Origin of the sequence: Streptomyces marokkonensis, from assembly GCF_039539045.1 — a bacterium.
GTDB lineage: Bacteria > Actinomycetota > Actinomycetes > Streptomycetales > Streptomycetaceae > Streptomyces > Streptomyces marokkonensis.
The window spans coordinates 1-20,436 of record NZ_BAABCQ010000027.1; the positions used below are offsets into that span (position 1 = coordinate 1).

The 20,436-nt window shown below is 71.3% G+C and carries 12 protein-coding genes; 6 read left to right on the plus strand and 6 right to left on the minus strand.

The window, feature by feature from the left end; genetic code table 11:
• Positions 1-145: 145 nt before the first annotated feature.
• Positions 146-712: a GNAT family N-acetyltransferase gene (locus tag ABEA26_RS09495; RefSeq protein WP_345591002.1), complete on the minus strand. Its 567-nt coding sequence runs from the start codon at positions 710-712 to the stop codon at positions 146-148.
• A 277-nt stretch (positions 713-989) separates the two neighbouring features.
• Between ABEA26_RS09495 and secA the strand changes: the two genes are divergently transcribed.
• A complete protein-coding gene (secA, locus tag ABEA26_RS09500) occupies positions 990-3,833 on the plus strand; it encodes a preprotein translocase subunit SecA (RefSeq protein WP_345591004.1) in 2,844 nt (947 codons plus the stop codon).
• 188 nt (positions 3,834-4,021) lie between these two features.
• Here the strand turns inward: secA and ABEA26_RS36290 are convergent, their stop codons facing one another.
• Entirely contained in the window at positions 4,022-4,291 is a 270-nt protein-coding gene (locus tag ABEA26_RS36290; RefSeq protein ID WP_425587807.1) for an Rv3235 family protein, read from the minus strand.
• Positions 4,292-5,140: 849 nt separating this feature from the next.
• On the opposite strand from ABEA26_RS36290, the gene ABEA26_RS09510 reads away from it, so the two are divergent.
• The 4 genes from ABEA26_RS09510 (at position 5,141) to ABEA26_RS09525 (ending at position 13,568) form a co-directional block, all read left to right on the plus strand.
• Complete coding sequence (locus tag ABEA26_RS09510; RefSeq protein WP_345591008.1) at positions 5,141-5,698, plus strand: DUF6912 family protein; 558 nt, start codon at positions 5,141-5,143, stop codon at positions 5,696-5,698.
• A gap of 170 nt (positions 5,699-5,868) precedes the next feature.
• Positions 5,869-6,540, plus strand: a complete 672-nt coding sequence (locus tag ABEA26_RS09515; protein ID WP_345591010.1) for an HAD family hydrolase — start codon at positions 5,869-5,871, stop codon at positions 6,538-6,540.
• Between the two features lie 511 nt (positions 6,541-7,051).
• Positions 7,052-12,001, plus strand: coding sequence for an NAD-glutamate dehydrogenase (locus tag ABEA26_RS09520; protein WP_345591012.1), 4,950 nt, complete (start codon positions 7,052-7,054; stop codon positions 11,999-12,001).
• A gap of 103 nt (positions 12,002-12,104) precedes the next feature.
• Positions 12,105-13,568, plus strand: a complete 1,464-nt coding sequence (locus ABEA26_RS09525; RefSeq protein ID WP_345591013.1) for a hypothetical protein — start codon at positions 12,105-12,107, stop codon at positions 13,566-13,568.
• 195 nt (positions 13,569-13,763) lie between these two features.
• Here the strand turns inward: ABEA26_RS09525 and ABEA26_RS09530 are convergent, their stop codons facing one another.
• From ABEA26_RS09530 to ABEA26_RS09545, 4 genes are all read right to left on the minus strand, one after another.
• The gene (locus tag ABEA26_RS09530) at positions 13,764-15,449 is read right to left on the minus strand and encodes a glycosyltransferase (RefSeq protein ID WP_345591015.1); all 1,686 of its coding nucleotides are present in this window, start codon (positions 15,447-15,449) and stop codon (positions 13,764-13,766) included.
• Entirely contained in the window at positions 15,449-17,662 is a 2,214-nt protein-coding gene (locus tag ABEA26_RS09535) for a CDP-glycerol glycerophosphotransferase family protein (RefSeq protein WP_345591017.1), read from the minus strand. Before ABEA26_RS09535 ends, ABEA26_RS09530 begins: the two co-directional genes overlap by 1 nt.
• Positions 17,663-17,799: 137 nt before the next feature.
• Positions 17,800-18,669 carry an ABC transporter ATP-binding protein gene (locus tag ABEA26_RS09540; RefSeq protein WP_345591019.1) on the minus strand — a complete coding sequence of 290 codons (870 nt, stop codon included), beginning with the start codon at positions 18,667-18,669 and terminating at the stop codon, positions 17,800-17,802.
• Complete coding sequence (locus tag ABEA26_RS09545; RefSeq protein WP_345591020.1) at positions 18,662-19,594, minus strand: ABC transporter permease; 933 nt, start codon at positions 19,592-19,594, stop codon at positions 18,662-18,664. The genes ABEA26_RS09540 and ABEA26_RS09545 overlap by 8 nt, the downstream gene beginning before the upstream one ends.
• Positions 19,595-19,770: 176 nt before the next feature.
• Between ABEA26_RS09545 and ABEA26_RS09550 the strand changes: the two genes are divergently transcribed.
• Positions 19,771-20,397 carry a TetR/AcrR family transcriptional regulator gene (locus ABEA26_RS09550; protein ID WP_345591021.1) on the plus strand — a complete coding sequence of 209 codons (627 nt, stop codon included), beginning with the start codon at positions 19,771-19,773 and terminating at the stop codon, positions 20,395-20,397.
• Positions 20,398-20,436 lie beyond the last annotated feature (39 nt).

Sequence of the window (20,436 nt, forward strand, 5' to 3'; positions counted from 1 at the left end):
GTGGGTCTGACAGGGGGGTTGGACATGGAGGTGGGGAGGGCGGGTGTGGGCCCGGGGCGGGGCGCGGCCCTTGGCGGTACCCGTACCTGCCCGCAGCTGCGGCGGCGCACGACTGCCCGCGGCTACGTGGCGCGACCGTCCGTGGTCAGGGCGCCGGCAGATACGGGGACGCCGAGGGGAGGAAGAGGTCCGCGGGGAGGAGGGAGCCGATCCAGCAGTCGCGGCGTACGCCGTTGTTGCTGATAGCGGAGCGCAAAGTGCCCTCCATGGTGAAGCCCGCGCGTCGGGCCACCGCGCGGGAGGCCGTGTTGCCGACCTCGGCGCGCCACTCCAGGCGGTCGATCGCCCGGTCGGTGAAGGACCAGCGGGAAACGGCGACGGCGGCTTCGGTGACGTAGCCGTGCCCGCGGTGTTCCTTCGCGCCCCAGAAACCGATCTCGCCGACGCCGGGGGAGACCATCGTGACGCCGAGCATGCCCGCCAGTTCACGGGAGGGGAGGAAGACGCCGAAGGTGAACATCGAGTCGTTCGCCCAGCCGTCGGGGACCATCCGCTCCGTGAAGCCCCGCGCGTGTTCCGGAAGGTAGGGCGAGGGGATCGTGGTCCAGCGCTGGATGTCGGGATCCTGGCAGGCGGCGTACACGGAATCGGTGTCCCGGGGGCCGACCGTGCGCAGGACGAGGCGGTCGGTGGTGAGGGTGAGGGGGTCCATCGACCGATTCTGCGCGGCGGTCCGTGGCGGGCGCCATCGTTTTGCCGTGCGTGAGCGGGCGGTCACTTTTCGCGCAATTCGTCGGCGGGCGCGGCACCATCCGCGATGCCCGGACGTTGAACCCGATGACAGCAGACCGGAAGCTGGATGAAGGAGCACACGGTCCCCGTTACAGCGGGCTCCCGGCGTGGCGGGGTCCTCGCATACGATGGCCGTTGCTCAGTCCGTCACAGGAAAACGACCGTCCCAGGCCCGACCGGCAAGGAGACCAACCCCCGTGTCCGTCCTCTCGAAGATCATGCGTGCAGGCGAAGGCAAGATCCTGCGCAAGCTGCACCGCATCGCGGACCAGGTCAACTCCATCGAAGAGGACTTCGTCGACCTCTCCGACGCCGAGCTGCGGGCCCTCACCGATGAGTACAAGCAGCGCTACGCCGATGGTGAGAGCCTGGACGATCTGCTTCCGGAAGCCTTCGCCACCGTCCGCGAGGCCGCCAAGCGCGTCCTGGGACAGCGGCACTACGACGTGCAGATGATGGGCGGTGCGGCCCTGCACATGGGCTATGTGGCCGAGATGAAGACCGGTGAGGGCAAGACCCTCGTCGGCACGCTGCCCGCCTACCTCAACGCCCTGTCCGGCGAGGGCGTGCACATCGTCACGGTCAACGACTACCTGGCCGAGCGCGACTCCGAGATGATGGGCCGCGTCCACAAGTTCCTCGGCCTGAACGTCGGCTGCATCCTCGCCAACCAGACGCCGGCCCAGCGCCGTGAGATGTACGGCTGCGACATCACCTACGGCACGAACAACGAGTTCGGTTTCGACTACCTGCGCGACAACATGGCGTGGTCCAAGGACGAACTCGTCCAGCGCGGCCACAACTTCGCCATCGTCGACGAGGTCGACTCCATCCTCGTCGACGAGGCCCGTACGCCGCTGATCATCTCCGGCCCCGCCGACCAGGCCACCAAGTGGTACGGCGACTTCGCCAAGCTGGTCACGCGCCTGAAGAAGGGCGAGGCCGGCAACACCCTCAAGGGCATCGAGGAGACCGGCGACTACGAGGTCGACGAGAAGAAGCGCACCGTCGCCATCCACGAGTCGGGCGTCGCCAAGGTCGAGGACTGGCTGGGCATCGACAACCTCTACGAGTCGGTGAACACCCCCCTGGTCGGTTACCTGAACAACGCCATCAAGGCCAAGGAACTCTTCAAGAAGGACAAGGACTACGTCGTCATCGACGGCGAAGTCATGATCGTCGACGAGCACACCGGCCGTATCCTCGCCGGTCGCCGCTACAACGAGGGCATGCACCAGGCGATCGAGGCGAAGGAAGGGGTGGACATCAAGGACGAGAACCAGACGCTCGCCACGATCACCCTCCAGAACTTCTTCCGCCTCTACAAGCGCCACGACCACAACGGCAAGGAACAGCCCGGCCTGTCCGGCATGACCGGTACGGCGATGACGGAGGCCGCCGAGTTCCACCAGATCTACAAGCTCGGCGTGGTGCCCATCCCGACCAACCGGCCCATGGTCCGCATGGACCAGTCGGACCTGATCTACCGCACCGAGGTCGCGAAGTTCGAGGCGGTCGTCGACGACATCGAGGAGAAGCACCGCAAGGGGCAGCCGATCCTCGTCGGCACCACCTCGGTCGAGAAGTCCGAGTACCTCTCGCAGCAGCTCAGCAAGCGTGGTGTCCAGCACGAGGTGCTGAACGCCAAGCAGCACGACCGGGAGGCGACGATCGTCGCCCAGGCGGGCCGCAAGGGCTCGGTGACGGTGGCCACGAACATGGCCGGCCGTGGTACGGACATCAAGCTCGGGGGCAACCCCGAGGACCTCGCCGAGGCGGAGCTGCGCCAGCGCGGCCTCGACCCCGAGGAGCACATCGAGGAGTGGGCAGCGGCCCTGCCCGCCGCGCTGGAGCGGGCCGAGCAGGCGGTCCAGGCGGAGTTCGACGAGGTCAAGGAGCTCGGCGGTCTCTACGTGCTGGGTACCGAGCGGCACGAGTCGCGCCGTATCGACAACCAGCTGCGCGGTCGGTCAGGCCGTCAGGGCGACCCCGGCGAGTCCCGCTTCTACCTCTCCCTGGGCGACGACCTGATGCGGCTGTTCAAGGCCCAGATGGTCGAGCGCGTCATGTCGATGGCGAACGTCCCGGACGACGTGCCGATCGAGAACAAGATGGTCACGCGCGCGATCGCGTCCGCCCAGTCGCAGGTCGAGACGCAGAACTTCGAGACCCGTAAGAACGTCCTGAAGTACGACGAGGTCCTCAACCGGCAGCGCGAGGTCATCTACGGCGAGCGGCGCCGCGTCCTGGAGGGCGAGGATCTGCAGGAGCAGATCCAGCACTTCACGAACGACACGATCGACGCGTACGTGCAGGCCGAGACCGCCGAGGGCTTCCCCGAGGACTGGGACCTCGACCGTCTGTGGGGCGCCTTCAAGCAGCTCTACCCGGTGAAGGTCACCGTCGAGGAGCTGGAGGAGGCGGCCGGCGACCGGGCCGGGCTGACCGCCGACTACATCGCGGAGTCCGTCAAGGACGACGTCCAGCAGCAGTACGAGGCGCGTGAGGCGCAGCTCGGCTCCGAGATCATGCGTGAGCTGGAGCGCCGGGTCGTGCTCTCGGTCCTGGACCGCAAGTGGCGCGAACACCTCTACGAGATGGACTACCTCCAGGAGGGCATCGGCCTGCGCGCGATGGCGCAGAAGGACCCGCTGGTCGAGTACCAGCGCGAGGGCTTCGACATGTTCCAGGCCATGATGGAGGGCATCAAGGAGGAGTCCGTCGGCTACCTGTTCAACCTGGAGGTCCAGGTCGAGCAGCAGGTCGAGGAGGTCCCGGTCGCGGACGCCGCGCCGTCGCTGGAGAAGGGCGCTCAGGACGCGGTCCCGGCCCAGGCGGGCGCTCGTCCGGAGATCCGCGCCAAGGGGCTCGACGCCCCGCAGCGCCGCGACCTGCACTTCTCCGCGCCGACCGTGGACGGCGAGGGTGGTGTCGTCGAGGGCGAGTTCACCACCGACGGCGAGCCGCAGTCCCAGTCCGACGGGCTCACGCGCGCGGAGCGCCGCAAGCAGGCCAAGGGCGGACGACGCCGCAAGAAGTGACGTCGCAGAAGTGAAGCCCCAAGAAGTGACGCCGCAAGAAGTGGTGGCTCTGGAGTGACGCTGCGGGGCCCGCGGGCGGCGTAGCGGTGGGAAGGGCCGGTCATCTTCGGGTGGCCGGCCCTTCGGCCTGTGCGCCGACGGCCTGCGGTGGGCGGTGTCGGTCGTCGGGTTCGCAGCCGCCGACGGTGTCAGTCGTCGTCGGTGTGCGGGCGGCGGGGGCCGCCCAGTTCCACCGCCGTGCAGCGCCAGCGCAGGTCGCGGCCCCGCTCCAGCCGGAAGGCCAGGGCGCGCAGCCGGTCACCCGCGCCGATGCGGGCGAAGACCTCCAAGGCACCCGGCCGGGGCTCGAAGTAGCCGATGTCACGGACGACGGGGTGGGCGCCCCTCAGGCGCAGAGGGCCGTGATCGGCGAGGTGGGCCAGATCGTCGTAGGCGCGGCCGACAGTGTGGCGGAGCATCGAGTGGACGGGGCGCCGACCGCTGAGCACGTCGAGGAGCAATTCGGCGAAGCGGTCGGTGGGGCGGAGCTGCGGAACGGGGCGGCGAGGGGTCTGGGCGGGGACGAGAGGCGCTGCCGGGGCGGAAAGGGGCCCGTGTGCGGCCGGTACGGCGGGGACGGTCACCGGGGCGCCCACCGCCGTGCGGGGGACGGTCCTGGTTCCCCTGCCCGGACCTGCCGTGGGCGGACGGGTGTCCGCCGGCCTCGTACGGGCGCGCGGGGCCCTGCCCGTGGAGCCCGGCGGCCGGCCACCGGACGCCCCGGACCGCACGGCGCTTCCGCCGGGCCTGTGCGGAGGTACGCCGCCGGCCGCGCGGGACGGAGGGTCGGCGGGGAGGTACAGCGGCGGTACGCCCGGCGGGCGGGACGTGGGATCGCCGCCGGGCCCGCGGGGCGGGGCGGGGACGAGCGAGCCGCCCGGCGCGGGGAGGGGCGTGCTGCTCGGGCGGAGCTGGCTCCGGGTCATGACCTTGCGCATTGGGGGCTCCCCGTTCGGCGGCCCGGGTGATACCGGGCAGTAACTTCGTGTTCGGGGATCTTGTACGGGGTGGCGGGGCGGCAGGGCAAGGAGGGGGAGGTGGTGTCGAGAGGGCCGGAAATATCACCTATCAGAGTGACCGGGTCGGTCGTAGAGCCCGGAGTGGTGCGGCAGTACCGGGTGACTTCCGGGGCCGGGTGTGGACGCGTCGGGCGTCATGGGCGGGGACCCGAAAGGGGACACCCGCACGTATCCTGAAGGCTCTTGCAGAGTTGTCCGAGGTCATCCGTGGTCCTCGGTGGAGCTCCCGACCACGAAAGCGGAAGTCTCATGCGCGTCTACGTCCCCCTGACCCTCGACGGCCTCGCCGAGGCGCACAGGACGGGAATGCTGGGGACCGGGCCGCTCGCCGCCTACGCCGTCACACCGGCACTGCGCGAGTGGTACCGCTCGGACGACCTCGAGGAGCTGGAGTACGCCGCCCTGAACCGCGCCGCGCTGGCGTCGCTGCGGTTGCTGGCGGCCGGTGCCGGTGCCGGTGCCGGTGCCGGTGCGGGCACGGGTGCCAGTGCGGCGCGTCGCCGCGTCGTGGTCGCCGCCGACGTGGCCGACGGCGCGGCCTCGACCGGCCCGGACCGGGGGCACGAGGACGACTCGACGTCGCTGGGCGAAGTACTGCTCGCCGGGCCCCTGCGGCTGGCCAAGGCGGCCGCGGTACATGTCGACTCCGCCGAGGCGGAGGCGGACGTGAGCGCGGCGGTGGAGGCCCTCGCGGCGGCGGACGGCGGGGACCACGACGCCCGGTCCGTCGTGGAGGGGGCGGAGGAGCACGAGCTGCTCTGGTACGCGACGCAGGAGATCCCGAACCTGGTGGGGCCCGGTCACTGAGGGGCCCGGTCACTGAGTGGGCCTGTCACTGAGGGGCCTGATCACCGAGGGGCCCGGTCACTGAGGGGCCCTGTCACCGAGGGGCCCGGTCGCTGCGAGCACGGTCACCGGCGTCCCGCCGTCATGGGCTCCCGTCCCGGCTGTCAGTGGCGGCGGGTACGTTTTCGGGCATGGGGATGCAGACATGTGCGCACATCGTCTGGGACTGGAACGGGACGCTGTTCCACGACAACGACGCGATCATCAGGGCGACGAACGCCGCGTTCGCCGAGCTGGGTCTGGCGTCGATCACGCTGGAGCAGTACCGGGCGCTGTACTGCGTGCCGGTGCCGAAGTTCTACGAGCGGCTGATGGGGCGGCTGCCCACCGAAGCCGAGTGGGAGGTCATGGACGCGGCCTTCCAACGCCACTACACCGAGCACCGGGTGCGGTGCGGGCTCACCGACGGTGCGGCGGAGCTGCTCGCGGGCTGGCGGTCGGCGGGGCGCAGCCAGTCGATTCTCAGCATGTACGGGCATGACGAACTCGTTCCGCTGGTCAAGGGGTTCGGGATCGAGACGCACTTCATACGCGTCGACGGGCGGACCGGGCCGTCCGGGGGCAGCAAGGCCGAGCACATGGTGCGGCACCTCGCGGAGCTGGCACTGGCCGGGGTGGAGCCCGCTCGCACAGTGGTCATCGGAGATGCCGCCGACGACGCGGTGGCCGCTCGGCACGTGGGGGCGGGAGCGGTGCTGTACACCGGAGGCTCGCACAGCCGGACCAGCCTCGAGAAGGTCGGGGTGCCGGTGGTGGACACGTTGGGGGAGGCCGTGGCGGAGGCGGCGCGGCTGGCGGCATGAGGGTGGTGCCGTGGTGCCGTTGAATGTGCGGTGCGGTGCGGTGCCCGGTGCGGGCGTCGGCGGAAGACGTGCAGCCGGCGGTGTCCTGTGCAAAACGTCCAAGTTCGGACCGAGGTTTTGTACACATACGGCTCGTGACGGGGGCCCGGCAAGGAGCGATAGCCTTGTGGCGTGATCAGCGCGATAGCTCGCGGGGGCACTGGTGCCCCCGCCCCGCGCCCGGTGCGCACGGACGACATCCGTGTCCGGGCGGCGGTCGCTGATCCTCGCGGGCTGGACGGGGCATCGAAAGCCCCCGGTACGGCGCCGCGCACTTTCCGGACGGTGACGGCGAGAGCGATGTCACACCCGGCGGGCGCGGCGACATTGGCTGATATGCCCCCGCTCTCCTCGCCCTGCGGCATAGCGTCGGAACGGACCGGACACCCCGTGTCCCGACGTCATGCCGGAAGGCAGGAGACCGTACTTCCTTCTACGTCACGCAACGGCGCGCGACAGGAGTCAGAGGACAATGCAGACCAAGCTGGACGAAGCCAAGGCCGAGCTGCTCGAAAGGGCTGCGCGGGTAGCTGAGAACAGCCCGGTCGGGGTGAACCTACCGACTGGGACGACGGGCGAGGGCACACCGGACGCTCCCGGGGCCCCGGACCACGCATCCGTGTCCGCGTTCCTCCAGCGCTACTACCGGCATACCGCCCCGGAGGACCTGGCCGACCGCGACCCGGTCGACATCTTCGGAGCCGCCGTCTCGCACTACCGGCTGGCCGAGCACCGCCCGCAGGGCACGGCGAACGTGCGGGTGCACACCCCCACGGTCGAGGAGAACGGCTGGACGTGCAGCCACTCCGTCGTCGAGGTGGTCACGGACGACATGCCCTTCCTCGTCGACTCCGTGACCAACGAGCTGACCCGGCAGGGCCGCGGCATCCACGTCGTCGTCCACCCGCAGATCGTGGTGCGGCGCGACGTCACCGGCAGGCTCGTCGAGGTGCTCGCCGGTCCGCCCACCGCCGACCTGCCGCACGACGCGCACGTCGAGTCCTGGATCCACGTCGAGTTCGACCGCGAGACCGACCGCGGCGACCTGAAGCAGATCACCGCCGACCTGCTGCGCGTCCTGAACGACGTCCGGGAGACCGTCGAGGACTGGGGCAAGATGCGCGACGCGGCCGTCCGCATCGCGGAGCAGCTGCCGACGGAGCCCTCCCCCGGCGACCTCCCCCCGCGTGAGCTGGAGGAGGCCCGTGAGCTGCTGCGCTGGCTGGCCGACGACCACTTCACCTTCCTCGGCTACCGCGAGTACCAGCTGCGCGGCGACGACTCCCTCGCCGCCGTCGCCGGCACCGGCCTCGGCATCCTGCGCTCCGACCCGCACCACGCGGCCGACGAGAGCCACCCCGTCAGCCCGTCCTTCGAGCGGCTGCCGGCCGACGCCCGGGCCAAGGCCCGCGAGCACCGGCTGCTGGTGCTGACCAAGGCCAACAGCCGGGCCACCGTGCACCGGCCGTCGTACCTGGACTACATCGGCGTCAAGAAGTTCGACGAGAACGGCAACGTGGTCGGCGAGCGCCGCTTCCTCGGCCTGTTCTCCTCCGCCGCCTACACCGAGTCCGTCCGCCGCGTCCCGGTCATCCGGCGCAAGGTGGAGGAGGTGCTGGAGCGGGCCGGCTTCTCGCCCCACAGCCACGACGGGCGGGACCTGCTCCAGATCCTGGAGACCTACCCGCGCGACGAGCTCTTCCAGACCCCGCCGGACGAGCTCCAGGCCATCGTCACCTCCGTGCTCTACCTACAGGAGCGGCGCCGCCTGCGCCTCTACCTGCGCCAGGACGACTACGGCCGCTACTACTCGGCCCTCGTCTACCTCCCCCGCGACCGCTACACCACCGGTGTCCGGCTGCGGATCATCGACATTCTCAAGGAGGAGCTCGGCGGCACCAGCGTCGACTTCACCGCCTGGAACACCGAGTCGATCCTGTCCCGGCTGCACTTCGTGGTCCGCGTCCCGCAGGGCACCGAGCTGCCGCAGCTGTCCGACGCCGACAAGGAGCGCATCGAGGCCCGCCTCGTCGAGGCCGCCCGCTCCTGGGCCGACGGGTTCGCCGAGGCGCTGACCGCCGAGGTCGGCGAGGAGCGGTCCGCGGAGCTGCTGCGCCACTACGGGAGTGCCTTCCCCGAGGGTTACAAGGCCGACCATGGCCCGCGCTCCGCGGTCGCCGACCTCGGTCACCTGGAGCGGCTCGACGAGGAGCGGACGTTCGCGCTGAGTCTGTACGAGCCGGTCGGTGCCGCGCCCGAGGAACGGCGTTTCAAGATCTACCAGAAGGGCGGCCAGGTCTCTCTGTCGGCCGTCCTGCCGGTGCTCAGCCGCCTCGGGGTCGAGGTCACCGACGAGCGGCCGTACGAGCTGCGCCGTTCGGACCGTACGACCGCCTGGATCTACGACTTCGGGCTGCGCATGCCCAAGTCCGTGGCGGGCGGCGCCGAGTACCTCGGCGACGACGCGCGCGAGCGCGTCCAGGACGCCTTCGCCGCCACCTGGACCGGCCAGGCGGAGAACGACGGCTTCAACGCCCTCGTGCTCAGCGCCGGGCTGACCTGGCGGCAGGCGATGGTGCTGCGCGCGTACGCCAAGTACCTGCGGCAGGCCGGCTCGACGTTCAGCCAGGACTACATGGAGGACACCCTCCGCAACAACGTCCACACCACGCGGCTGCTCGTCTCCCTGTTCGAGGCGCGGATGGCCCCGGAGCGGCAGCGCGCGGGGTACGAGATCGTCGACGCCCTGCTCGAGGAGGTCGACGCGGCCCTCGACCAGGTCGCGAGCCTCGACGAGGACCGCATCCTGCGCTCCTTCCTCACCGTCATCAAGGCGACGCTGCGGACGAACTTCTTCCAGGAGACCAGCGGCGGCGAGCCGCACGACTACGTCTCCATGAAGTTCGACCCGCAGGTCATCCCCGACCTGCCCGCGCCGCGTCCGGCGTTCGAGATCTGGGTGTACTCGCCGCGCGTCGAGGGCGTGCACCTGCGCTTCGGCAAGGTCGCGCGCGGCGGTCTGCGCTGGTCGGACCGGAGGGAGGACTTCCGGACCGAGATCCTCGGCCTGGTCAAGGCGCAGATGGTGAAGAACACCGTCATCGTGCCGGTCGGCGCCAAGGGCGGCTTCGTCGCCAAGCAGCTGCCCGACCCGGGCGTCGACCGTGACGCCTGGATGGCCGAGGGCATCGCCAGCTACCGGACCTTCATCTCGGCGCTGCTCGACATCACCGACAACATGGTGGCCGGCGAGGTCGTGCACCCGGCGGACGTCGTCCGGCACGACGAGGACGACACCTACCTCGTCGTCGCCGCCGACAAGGGCACCGCGAAGTTCTCGGACATCGCCAACGAGGTCGCCGAGTCCTACAACTTCTGGCTCGGTGACGCCTTCGCCTCCGGCGGCTCGGCGGGCTACGACCACAAGGGCATGGGCATCACCGCCCGCGGCGCCTGGGAGTCCGTCAAGCGGCACTTCCGGGAGCTGGGCGTGGACACCCAGACCCAGGACTTCACCGTCGTCGGCGTCGGCGACATGTCCGGCGACGTCTTCGGCAACGGCATGCTGCTCAGCGAACACATCCGCCTGGTCGCCGCCTTCGACCACCGGCACATCTTCGTCGACCCGGCCCCGGACGCGGCCACCTCGTACGCCGAGCGGCGCCGCCTGTTCGAGCTGCCGCGCTCGTCGTGGGCGGACTACGACACCGCGCTGCTCTCGGCGGGCGGTGGTGTCTTCCCGCGCTCGGCCAAGTCGATCCCGGTCAACGCACACATGCGCGAGGCCCTCGGCATCGAGCCCGGCGTCACCAAGATGACCCCGGCCGAGCTGATGAAGGCGATCCTCACCTCCCCGGTGGACCTGCTGTGGAACGGCGGCATCGGTACGTACGTCAAGGCGTCCACCGAGTCCAACGGCGACGTCGGCGACAAGGCCAACGACGCCATCCGCGTCGACGGCGGGGGCCTGCGGGTCCAGGTCGTCGGCGAGGGCGGCAACCTGGGCATGACCCAGCTGGGCCGGATCGAGTTCGCGCTGCACGGCGGCAGGATCAACACCGACGCCATCGACAACAGCGCGGGCGTGGACACCTCCGACCACGAGGTGAACATCAAGATCCTGCTCAACGGTCTCGTCAAGGACGGCGACATGACCGTCAAGCAGCGCAACAAGCTGCTCGCCGAGATGACCGACGAGGTCGGCGCCCTGGTCCTGCGCAACAACTACGCGCAGAACACGGCGATCGCCAACGCGCTGGCCCAGTCCAAGGACATGCTCCACGCCCAGCAGCGCTTCATGCGTCACCTGGTCCGGGAGGGTCACCTCAACCGGGCGCTGGAGTTCCTGCCCACGGACCGCCAGATCCGTGAGCGCCTCAGCACCGGACACGGCCTGACCGGCCCGGAGACGGCCGTGCTGCTGGCGTACACGAAGATCACGGTCGCCGAGGAGCTGCTGCACACCTCGCTGCCCGACGACCCGTACCTCAAGGGCCTGCTGCACGCCTACTTCCCGACGGCGCTGCGCGAGCAGTTCGGCGACCGGATCGACGGCCACCCGCTGCGCCGCGAGATCACCACGACCGTCCTGGTCAACGACACGGTCAACACGGGCGGTACGACGTATCTGCACCGGATGCGCGAGGAGACCGGCGCGTCGCTGGAGGAGATCGTGCGGGCGCAGACCGCGGCCCGGGCGATCTTCCGCTCCTCCCCGGTGTGGGACGCGGTGGAGGCCCTGGACACCAGGGTCGAGGCCGACGTGCAGACCCGTATCCGGCTGCACTCGCGCCGCCTGGTCGAGCGCGGCACACGCTGGCTACTCAACAACCGGCCGCAGCCGCTGGAGCTCGCCGAGACGGTGGACTTCTTCGCCGAGCGTGTCGAGCAGGTCTGGTCGCAGCTGCCCAAGCTGCTGCGCGGCGCGGACGCGGAGTGGTACCAGCACCTCTATGACGAGCTGACCGCCGCCGGGATCCCGGACGAGCCGGCCACGCGGGTGGCCGGGTTCTCCTCGGCCTTCCCGACGCTGGACATCGTGTCGGTGGCCGACCGCACGGGCAAGGAGCCGCTGGACGTCGCCGAGGTGTACTACGACCTCGCCGACCGGCTCAGCGTCACCCAGCTCATGGACCGGATCAGCGACCTGCCCCGCACCGACCGCTGGCAGTCCATGGCCCGCGCGGCGATCCGCGAGGACCTGTACGCGGCGCACGCGTCGCTCACCGCCGACGTCCTGGCGGCGGGCAACGGCACGTCGACGCCCGAGCAGCGGTTCCAGGCGTGGGAGCGGAAGAACGCGGCGATCCTCGGCCGGGCCCGCACCACGCTGGAGGAGATCCACGGCTCGGACGCCTTCGACCTGTCCAACCTGTCGGTGGCGATGAGGACGATCCGGACACTGTTGCGCACGCACGCGTGACGGTGCAGGCGTAGCGGCGCAGCCGCGCGGGGCGCCCCGGGCCGTACAGGCCCGGGGCGCCTTCATGTCCAGCTTGTCCGAATGTCCCGTATAAGGTGACCGCGTGACTGGGCGCCTCTGGACGACACGCGTCGCCGCGCTCGTCCTCCTCCTGCTGCTGCTCCTGGTCGTCGTCCGGCTGCCCTGGGCCGGTGACCTCGGCATGCACGCGGCCACCGTCGAACGCCTGCGGCACGGTTTCCTCGACCCCGGCAATCCGCTGGTCGACGCGGACACGCCGAGCCCGTACTACTCGCCGTGGACGGCGCTGCTCGGCTGTGTGGCGAAGGCGACCGGATTCTCCGTCTTCGTGGTGCTGCGCATCGGGGCGCTGGTGGCGCTCGGAGTGCTGGTGACGGGGGTGTGGCGGTACGTACGGGTATTGAGCGCGCATCCGGGGGCGCCCCCGCTCGCGCTGCTGTGCCTGGTGCTGCTGTGGGGCACGGCGCAGTTCAGCTGGAGCGGCTTTCTCGGGTTCCACTCGCTCGCGCTGACGGTGGCGTACCCGAGTGTGTGCGCGCTCGGGCTCGCGTTCCATCTGTGGACGTGGCTGGCGCGGGCGACCGGGTGGGGGGTCTGGCTGGGGTGCGGGGTGCTGTGGGCGGTGATCCTGCTCATCCACCAGTTCTCCGGGGTCGTCGCCTCGGTGGGGGCGCTCGCCGTCGTGACCACGGCGCGGGTCGGACGGGGAGGGTGGGGGCGGCTCGGGGCGGGACTGGCTCTGGGGGTGGTGGTGCTGTGGGCCTGGCCGTACTACGACTTCTTCGCGCTGTTGGGTGCCGGGGACGGAATGGACCCGGTGCACCGGTCGCTGTACCGCGACCTGATCGGCCGGTACTGGCTGGCGCTGGTGGGCGTGGTGGCGCTCGGCGTGCGGTGGTGGCGCGACCGGTGGGACGCGCTGGTGCTGTTCTTCGTCATCGGTGCCGTGGTCTTCCTGGCGGGCGGAGTCAGCGGGCACTGGTCGTGGGGGCGGGTGCTGCCGGCCGCGCTGATTCCGGCGCAGCTCGCGGTGGCGTTGGCGGTGGTGGACTCCGGGCGGCGGGCGGTGCGGGCCGGGTGGGCGTGCGTGCTGGGGGCGGCGCTGGTGGTGGGGGCGTGGGGGCAGGCGGGGACGCTCGGGTACGTGGTCGAGCGGGGGGTGATGCCGGGAGTGGTCGAGGCGAAGTACCGGGAGCCGTGGGCGGGGTACCACTGGATCACGCCGTGGGTGGGGTACGGGGACGTGGTCATGGCGCGGGAGTTCCCCTCGCGGCAGATTCCGGCGTACGGGGCGTACACCGTGGCTCCCGGGTATCCCGACTTCTTCCTTCCGGACGAAGGGGCTCGCAGGGCGGCGGTGCGGAGGTACTTCGCGACGGGAGCGGCCGGGAGTGTGCGGCGGGGGATCGCGCGGGAGTACGGGGTGCGGTGGGTGGTGGACCGGGGGACGGGCCTCCGGGACGCCGAGGGGCTGAGGGAGGTGGCCCGGGGGCCGGACGGGCAGGTCCTGTACGCGGTGACCTGCTGCCTGACGCCTGCTGCCTGACGCCTGACGCCCGACGCCTGACGCCTGATGCTTGACGCCCGATGCCTGATGCTTGACGCCTGATCCCCCTGTCGTCTGCCCTGACGCCGGCATCCCGCGACGCCCAGAGCCCCGTGCCCACCGTGCCCACCGTGTCCCCGTGTCCCCGTGTCCCCGTGTCCCCGTGTCCCCGTGTCCCGCGTCCCGCGTCCCGCGTCAGCGGAGGATGCTCGCTGCCAGGCGGGCCGCTCGTTTCACCCGGGGTGTGGCCACGCGGCGCGCTGCCGGGCGGATCAGCGTCGCTGTTGTGCCCACCGGCTGCCAACGGATCTGCAGGCGCCCCGGGGCGTGCCCCTCCGGTTCCGCCGTGACCCGGTGGGGGAGGGTGCCGGCGTAGTACGGCACGCGGGCGGTCAGGAGCGGGAAGGACAGCGGGGCCAGGAGGAGGCCAGTGTGGGTCTGGCCCTGATGCTGAAGGCGCAGTACGGGATGGCGGACGCCCTCGAAGCCCTGGAGGGGGAGGCGCGCGGCGGCCAGGTCCAGGCGTACGCGGCCCTCGAAGAGGCCGGGGCGGACGGGGTCGAGGCGGAAGGCGACCGCGAGGCGGCGACGGCCGGGGGAGAGGAGGAGGGTGGCGCGCCGGGGGCCGACCGGGAGGCGCAGGGCCGGGTCGTAGGTCCGGACGGTGAGGTCGATCGAGGCGCCAACATTTCGCGCGACCTCCGTGATCTCGTGGCGGAGCAGGGCGCAGAAGAAGGGGCGGGTGTGCAGGTCCAGGTCGGTCAGGTCCAGTTCGCCGCGGGCCTGTTCGGAGTGCGGGATCTCCTCGCCCCAGTAGGTGCGGCCGTCCGCCGCGTCCGGTGCGGTCCGGCGCGGGGCGACGTCGTGGCCGAGGCCTCGGGCAGCGATGCGTACGTCGGACAGACGGCGGTCACGGATCAGCTGGAGCACGACCCGTTCGGCGCGGGGAAGACGGGCGTAGGCGCCCGGGGCCAGCGTGTCGAGGTACGGACCCACGATGTCCGCGAAGGACGCGAGCCAGGCGTCGTCGCGGTACGGCAGGTCACCGGCGTACATCCGGAAGTCGTGCTTGAGGAACTTGAAGTCCTTGTCCCCGCGCAGCGACTCGTGCCCGCTCTCGGCCAGGAACGCGTCGATGAGGCGCTGGACGTGGACGCGGTCGCGGACGTTGGTCAGCTTGTGCCGTTGGTTGGATATGGAGGCCGTCTCGGAGGCGGCGTACGGGGCGACGTACCAGCGGTAGACCGGCTCCGGGACGACGGTGAACGTCTTGGCCAGGCAGTACGCCCGGGCGGAGAAGAGCTGGTCCTCGTAGTGGATGCCCTCGGGGAAGCGCAGGTCGTGCCGGTCGAGGAAGGCGCGGGCGTACATCTTGCTGGTCGACAGGTGCTCGAAGAACAGCCGCGGGTCGGCCTCGATGCCGTCGAGTGTGCGGCGCTCGGCGACCAGGTGCGGCATCCAGGTGGTGCGGCGTCCGCCGTCCACGCGTATCCGGTGCACCGCGCCCATGGCGAAGTCGAGGTCGCGTTCGCGGTGGGCGGCGAGCAGGACCTCGACGGCGCGCTCGGGGAGCTCGTCGTCGCTGTCGAGGAACATCAGGTACGGCGCCCGCGCGATCTCCAGGGCGCGGTTGCGCGGGGCGCTGCAGCCGCCGCTGTTCTCGGGCAGGCGGAGGTACACGACGCGGGGGTCGTGGGCCGCCAGCTCGCGGGCGACGTCCTCGGTGGCGTCCGTCGAGTGGTCGTCGCTGATGACGATCTCGATGTTCCCGTGGGTCTGGCGCAGGGCGGACGCGACCGCGCGGGGGAGGCGTCCGGCGTCGTTGTAGACGATGACCGTGACGGTGACGTCGGGGGTGCTCGTCCCGCTCGTGCCGTTCATCACGCGGTCGCCTCCTCGGGGCTCGGGGCCGGGGTGCGCTCCTCCACCGGCAGTACGGCCGGCAGTGTGCGCTCGTCCTCGCCGAGGAAGACCCGGCGTACGACGCGTTCGGCGGCGCGGCCGTCGTCGTATTCGCAGAACCGGCGCCGGAAGGCGGCACGTGCCTTCGCCGCGGGTTCGTCGCGCCAGGCGTCCGTGGTGAGGATCTCCGTCAGCCGGGCCTGGTCGCGGGCGACCGGGCCCGGCGCCTCGGCCATCAGGTCGAAGTAGACGCCGCGGGTGGTGCGGTACGTCTCCCAGTCGTCGGCGTGGATCACGATCGGGCGGTCGAGGTTGGCGTAGTCGAACATGATCGACGAGTAGTCCGTGACCAGCGCGTCGGCGGCCAGGCACAGCTCCTCGACCGGGTCGTAGGAGGAGACGTCGATGATCCGGCCGGAGCGGCGCAGGCCGGTCAGCGGCGAGGAGCGGGAGACGGCGGTCTCGTAGAAGTAGTGGGCGCGTACCAGCAGGACCGTTTCCTCGCCGAGCCGGTCGGCGAGGGCGGCGAGGTCCAGGCGCGGGGTCCAGCCGGCCTCGTAGTCGCGGTGGGTGGGCGCGTACAGGACCGCCCGGTGGCCGGGCGGGATACCGAGGCGCTCACGGACCGCGCGGACGTCGTCGGCGCCGGCGGTGTAGTAGACGTCGTTGCGCGGATAGCCGTGGTCGAGGGAGACGTGGCGGGACGGGTAGGCCCGCTGCCACATGCGGGTGGAGTGGCTGTTGGCGGAGACGCTGAAGTCCCACCTGTCGACGCGCTCCAGCAGCGCCCGGAAGTCCAGGCCGCGGGCGGCGGCGGGGTACGGCATCTGGTCCAGGCCCATGCGCTTGAGCGGCGTCCCGTGGTGGGTCTGGACGTGGACGGTGCCCGGGCGTCGGACGACCGCGTCCGGGAAGTTGACGTTGTTGACGAGGTACTTGGCGCGGGCCAGCACCTCCCAGTAGCGGCGGGTGCCGGGGACGACGTGGTCGGTGCCGGGCGGCAGCAGGGCAGCGCCTGCCGCGGTGACCACCCAGACGGGGTGGACGCTCGGCGCGAGTTCGGCGAGCCCGGCGGCGATCGCGGCCGGGTTGCAGGACACGCCGCGGGCCCAGTACGCCGAGAAGACGGCGAGGTGGGGGTCGACCGGCTCGGCGAGAGCCCGGCGGTACTGGAGGGCGCGCAGCCGCGTGCCGGCCCGGTGCCTGCCGGTGCGCACCGCAGACCGCGTCTTGCGGCGCGTGCGGTTGGCGGCCTGGAGGGCGCGGTATCCGGTGCAGGCGTCCTCCTCCAGCAGCGACCGGCGTAGGCCGTCGAGGCCGGCCCGGCGGGGGTGGCCGTCGGGGCGGTGGCGCCGGGCGGCCAGGGACGCGCGGTGGAAGAACTCGCGTGCCACGTCGTCCGGCATCCCGGCACGGGCGAAGGTGCGAAGGCAGTCGCGGACCATCAGTTCGTACAGGCCGGCGTGGGCGGCCGGGCGGCCGGCGGCCAGGTCGAGGAGTGCCTCGTAGCGCTCGACCAGGGCGTACCGCTGCTCCGGCGTGGGGGGCGGGAGGCTCTCGGGGCGCAGTTTGCGGTGCTCGTACGCCGGGTGGGGCAGGCAGGCGACGCGGTCGGCGAGCAGCAGGGCGGCATACGCGGCGAAGGCCTCGTCGTCGGTGGTGAGGAGGTGCTCGTGGGCCCGCCAGAAGCCGGCGCGCACGGCGCGGTTTCCGAGCAGCGGGGTCACGCCGAGCAGCGCCGGCCGGTCGTCGAGGGGGAAGGCTGCGCCACCCGCGCGGGCGAGGCGGGGGCCGTCGGGGGAGGGCAGGCCGGAGGCTCGCCATGTGCTGCGGACGTGGTCGAAGAGCAGGACGTCCACGGTGTCGGGGAGGCCGGCGGCGTGCTCGGCGATCGTGCGCGGTGCGCCGGCGGGCAGCCCGTCCTTGGCGAGTACGAAGTGCAGCCACCGGCCCGAGGCCCGGGCCGCTCCGGCCGTGCGGGCCGCGGCGTCGCCGGCGCCGTCCGGCAGGGGCAGCACGGTGAACGCGGGGTCGTGCCGCTCCGCCGTCTCCCGTGCCCACTCCCCGACGGCGGCGACGATCACCTCGATGCCGGCGAGGGGGTGGGCGTTCAGGGAGTCGAGGAGCGCGGACAGGTGGTCCTGGACGTCGGGGCCGTGCACGATGACGCTGAGTTCAGGGGTCTCGGACATCGCGGGGACTCCTTCGCCGTCGTCGCTCCCGACACACTCCTTCGGCCGTTGCCGTTCGGTCATATTGCCACTAAACGGGCAAAAGGGTTAACCGTGCTTACGTCTTCCGAGGGAAGGGGTGCGGCGGGGCGGAGCGCTCACACGGCCGCCTGCGCCTTGGCCGCGGGGTCGGGGGCGGCCTTGGGGGCGGGCTTCTTCGCCTTGTCCGGTCCGGCCGTGAACTTCTCGTACTCCCTCAGGACCTCCTCGGTCGGCCCGTCCATGCGCAGCTCGCCGCGCTCCAGCCACAGCACCCGGTCGCAGGTGTCGCGGATGGACTTGTTGCTGTGGCTGACCAGGAACACCGTGCCGGCGTGCTTGCGCAGCTCCCGGATGCGTTCCTCGGAGCGTTTCTGGAAGGAGCGGTCGCCGGTGGCCAGGGCCTCGTCGACGAGGAGGACGTCGTGGTCCTTGGCGGCGGCGATGGAGAAGCGCAGCCGGGCCGCCATGCCGGAGGAGTACGTGCGCATCGGCAGGGTGATGAAGTCGCCCTTGTCGTTGATCCCGGAGAAGTCGACGATCTCCTGGTAGCGCTCCTTGATCTGCGCGCGGGACATGCCCATCGCCAGACCGCCGAGGTACACGTTGCGCTCGCCGGTGAGATCGTTCATCAGGGCCGCGTTGACGCCGAGGAGGGAGGGCTGGCCGTCCGTGTGGATGCGGCCGTTCTCCACCGGGAGCAGGCCCGCGACCGCCTTCAGCAGGGTCGACTTGCCCGAACCGTTGGTGCCGATCAGCCCGATGGCCTCACCCCGGTACGCCACGAACGACACGTTCCTCACGGCGTGCACCCGGCGTACGCCCGCCGCCTTCTCGGCTTTCCCGCGGCGCAGGATGCGGTTGAGGGCGGCGGTCGCGGAGCCGCGGCCGCCGCCGGTGCCGTTGACCCGGTAGACGATGTCGACGCCGTCGGCGACGACGGTGGGGACGCGCTCGCCGTCCTGCGCGCTGTGGGTGTTCTCAGCCACGACCGTACGTCTCCTCGGCCTTCCAGAAGTAGATGAAGCCGCCGATCCCGGCGAGCAGCGCCCAGCCCGTCGCGAGCGCCCACACGTGGGGCGGCAGGGCGCTCCCGTCGAAGGTGTCGATCAGGGCGAAGCGCATCAGGTCGATGTAGACGACGGCGGGGTTGAGCTGGAGCACGGTGCCGACCCAGGACGGCAGGCCGCTGTCCGGTCCGGTCATGTGCTCGATGCTGAACATGACGCCGGAGGCGTACATCCAGGTCCGCAGCAGGAAGGGCATCAGCTGCGCCATGTCGGGGATTCTGGAACCCACCCGGGCCATGACCAGCGCCACGCCCGCGTTGAACACGAACTGCAGCACCAGCGCCGGGACCGCCAGCACCCAGGACGCGGCGGGCGGTACGCCGAAGCCGAGCAGGATCACGGCCAGGGCGGCCATCGAGAACAGCAGCTGCTGCAACTGCTGGAGACAGAAGGAGACCGGCAGCGCGGCCCGGGGGAAGTGCAGGGCGCGCACGAGGCCGAGGTTGCCGGAGACGGCCTTGGTGCCCGCCATGATCGAGCTCTGCGTGAACGTCCACACGAACACACCGGTGACCAGGAACGGAACGAAGTCCTCCACGCCCCGGCTGGTGTTCATCAGCATGCCGAAGATGAAGTAGTACACCGCCGCGTTGAGCAGGGGCGTCATCACCTGCCAGACCTGGCCCAGCTTGGCCTGGCTGTACTGGGCGGTGAGCTTGGCGGTGGAGAAGGCGGTGATGAAGTGCCGCCGCGCCCACAGCCGGCGGACGTACTCGGGCAGGGAGGGGCGGGCGCCGCTGACCGACAGCCCGTGGCGGGCGGCGAGTGCCGCGAGGTCGTGGTCGGCGGCGGTGGGGGCGACCGTGGCCGGTGTCGGGGGCGGTGTGTGGAGGACCTGGCTCACATCCGCTGCTTTCGGTTCGGAGGGAGGGGGAGGCGAGGGACGGTGCCCGTCGTTCACCTGGGTGACCCAGCGTGTTCATTCACGTCGGGACGGCACCGTATCGTCGTGACGTGAGCGTAGGGCGTGGTGACGCCGGAACGCAACCGTTTCGTCGTGACGCCCTATGCTTGGCTCGCATGACGACCAACGCCGACGAGCCGCAGCCGCGACCGCGCCGCCGGGCCCCCGCCGGGGCGGCGGTGCTCCGCGAGGAGGTGACGGTGGCCATCCGGGCGGCGGTCTTCGAGGAGCTCGCGGCGGTCGGCTACGCGCGGATGTCCATCGAGGGCATCGCGCGCCGGGCGGGGGTCGGCAAGACGGCCGTCTACCGGCGCTGGCGCTCCAAGCTCCACCTGGTGCTCGACATCGTCTCGGCGCTCGCCGTGCAGGGCCTGCCCGCGCCCGACACGGGGACCCTCGAGGGCGACCTGCGACTGCTGTACGAGGTGACGTCCCGTGCCCTGCGCCACCCGGTGGCCTCGCAGATCATCCCCGACCTCCAGGCGGAGGCGGCCCGCAATCCCGACATCGCGGAAGCCATGCAGAAGACCCTGCGAGAGGGCCAGGACGGCGTCGCCAGCAGGATCCTGGCGGCGGCCGAACAGCGCGGTGAGATCGCCGCCGGCCTCGACACCGACCTGGCCCTGGACCTGATCTCGGGCCCGCTGTACTGGCGCTCGGTGGTCGTCCGCGGCCCGAAGCCGCCGAAGGGGTACCTGGGCGCGCTGGCACGGGCGACGGCGGAGGGACTGAAGGCGCTGTGAGGCGGGCAGGGGTCCGACGGCGGAACCCGCAGGTCCGAC